At 69.6% G+C, this 2,248-nt stretch carries 4 protein-coding genes; all 4 read right to left on the bottom strand.

The window, feature by feature from the left end; genetic code table 11:
- Positions 1–190: 190 nt before the first annotated feature.
- Entirely contained in the window at positions 191–541 is a 351-nt protein-coding gene (locus tag L0H79_RS22015; protein WP_301486914.1) for a hypothetical protein, read from the bottom strand.
- 105 nt (positions 542–646) lie between these two features.
- Positions 647–910, bottom strand: coding sequence for a hypothetical protein (locus L0H79_RS22010; RefSeq protein ID WP_301486912.1), 264 nt, complete (start codon positions 908–910; stop codon positions 647–649).
- Positions 903–1,631 carry a ParA family protein gene (locus tag L0H79_RS22005; RefSeq protein ID WP_301486911.1) on the bottom strand — a complete coding sequence of 243 codons (729 nt, stop codon included), beginning with the start codon at positions 1,629–1,631 and terminating at the stop codon, positions 903–905. The genes L0H79_RS22010 and L0H79_RS22005 overlap by 8 nt, the downstream gene beginning before the upstream one ends.
- Positions 1,632–1,691: 60 nt before the next feature.
- A partial coding sequence (locus L0H79_RS22000) for a TetR/AcrR family transcriptional regulator (protein ID WP_301486910.1) occupies positions 1,692–2,248 on the bottom strand: 557 nt, incomplete at its 5' end.

Below are 2,248 nucleotides of genomic sequence, written 5' to 3'. Positions count from 1 at the left end.
CCGCCGAAACCCTCTGAGAAGCAAATGCCAGAAACACCGTTCGTCGGACACTCCCGGATCCAGCGCCGGCCCGGCAGTGGATCAACTTGACCTCGCGCCGTTCAAGCGCGCTCAAGAAAGGGCTGAAGACTGTCCCGCTCGTGGTCGCCGGTGAACGTTCTTCTAGGATGTCCGGTTGGATGCAGGGTCGTCATGTTCGCGTGGTGGCGACCTGCAGGGCGGCGATGACGACGAGGGTGGCTGTGACGGGTCCTTCGACGGGGTGCTCGGCGGTCTCAGCTGCCGCATGGGCGAGCTCGCGGGTGCGCGTGAAGGTGCCGTGCTCGTCGAGGGTGAAACGTGCGGTGATCTGGGTGCTAGCGGTTCCGCGTCTGTTCTGCCCGCGGGGGACGAGCCCTGGGGCCGGCTCGGTCAGGGTGAGCACCTCGTTGATGACGTCTTGCTGCCGGGTGGTGCAGGTCCAGGCAATCAGCTGGCCCCAGGAGGGCTTGCCGCGGCCTTTGACGAGGTCTTCAGCGTTGTCGTAGAGATCGATCGGCACCCGGGCTGCGGTGGTCGTAATCCGGCCGCTTCCCGTCTTGGTCAGGGTGGTCGACCGCCCACTCCCCTGGGCTCGTCAGCCGGCATAAGGCTTGAGCCTTCGTCTCTAGCCGGCACGGGCAGGTCCGGAACCGTTCGCAGCGGCGAAGACGACGTCGCGGCGGCCGGCGGCGCCGCGGCGGGAGCACCAGGGGGACTGCGTCCTGGGGCTGCGGTGAAGGGACGCGGCTTTTGCCGGCGTCCGGTCCGCTATGCGCGGCAGGAGGTCGCTCAACGGCGCCACCGGGAGGGTGACCTCGACGTCGTCGCGGTCGGTGCGGGCCAGGTCGAAGGCGTTGGCTCGGGCCCGGCGAGGCTTCAGCTCAGACATACGCCGCCTCCCGTTCGCTGATCCGGGTGAGGATCTCGCGGGTCAGGGCCTCGTAGTCGGCGGCCAGGCCGGAGCCGCTGTTCTTGCTGTTGGACCACCAGGCCGTGTTGTCGCTGCTCGGGCGGTGCTCACCCCGGGCCCGCTCCCGCAACCCGGCGAGGCGTGTCTTGCGTTGGGAGACAGCCTCCCCCGCGACGTCGTGGGCGCTCATGCCGTGCCGGCGGGCGTCGATGCTGTTGGCGTCGCTGTAGCGGATCATCGACTCAAAGGGCCTAGCGGCGTCTCCGAGGGCCTCGGTCAGCTCGCCTCGGATGGCTCGGTTGCGGGCGGTGGCCTGGTGGTTGATCTTGGTGAGCACGGCACCCAGGCACTCGATCTCTGCTCCGGCCTGCTTCGCGGTGACGAACCGGGCGCCCATCTTGTCTAGGCCGGCGAGGCTGGCCTCGTCGCTGATGGTGGGCACGATGAGCCACCGGCTCGCGCGCAGGTAGGCATCGAGCAGCTTGGTGTCTCCGGGGCCGGAGTCGATCAGGACCAGGTCGTAGGCCCGGTCGGCGCACAGCTGCCCGAGGGACGCGCGCAGGTTGCTCTCGAGGCTGATCTCGGTGCCGGGCATCGAGGCCGCGCCCAGCGCACCTTGCAGGTCCGCTCCCCCACAGACGACGTCCACCCCGCCTGCCCCGTCGACGATCGCCAAGGGCGTGCCGTACTGCCACGCCATCGCGAGCCCGCGGCCCCAGTCCTTCTCAATTCCGAAGTCGATCTCGGAAGGGGGCGGCGGTCAACGGGTCAGGGTGACGAGCAGCTGCGGTCTTGATGGCCCCGCCAGGTCCTCGAACTCCTCGGCGATGCGGTCGACGAGGGGCTGGAGGAAGAGCCGTCCGAGCTGTCGCACCATGATCGTGACGACCTGCTCGCCCACGGTTTGGCGGGTCGAGGCGAGGCCCGCGGTGCGCAGGTCGTGCACCTGCTGGGCGGTCAGCTCGGTGAGGCGGCTCACCAGGTCTTTGCGGTCACCACCGCCGTGGAGGATCGCGCGCCGGAGGTAGTCGACGACCGCCGGGTTGTCGGAGAGCATCTCGGCGACCGCGATGTCTCGCGCGGCCACCTGTTCAGCCGCCAGGCGGTCATCGACGGGCACCGACGCGATGGCCTCGGCGAACAGGTCGACGACCTCGAACTCGACCGCCTCGCACAGCGCCTCTTTCGTGCCGTAGTGATGCACGATCAGGCCGACGGTGACGCCGGCCGAGGCGGCGACGGTGCGCAGCGACGTCGCGCCCACGCCGTGCTCGGCGAAGAGGTGCAGGGCCTCCCGGCGGATGCGCGCCTTCGCGG

This window comes from Intrasporangium sp. (assembly GCF_030452765.1).
Taxonomy (GTDB): Bacteria; Actinomycetota; Actinomycetes; order Actinomycetales; family Dermatophilaceae; genus Intrasporangium_A.
This window is presented reverse-complemented; position numbering and strand designations above follow the sequence as displayed.

What these genes read in the sequence shown, in the direction of transcription:
- L0H79_RS22010 (WP_301486912.1), bottom strand. Translation starts at nt 910, where the DNA reads ATGTCTGAGCTGAAGCCTCGCCGGGCCCGAGCCAACGCCTTCGACCTG.
- L0H79_RS22005 (WP_301486911.1), bottom strand. Translation starts at nt 1,631, where the DNA reads ATGGCGTGGCAGTACGGCACGCCCTTGGCGATCGTCGACGGGGCAGGC.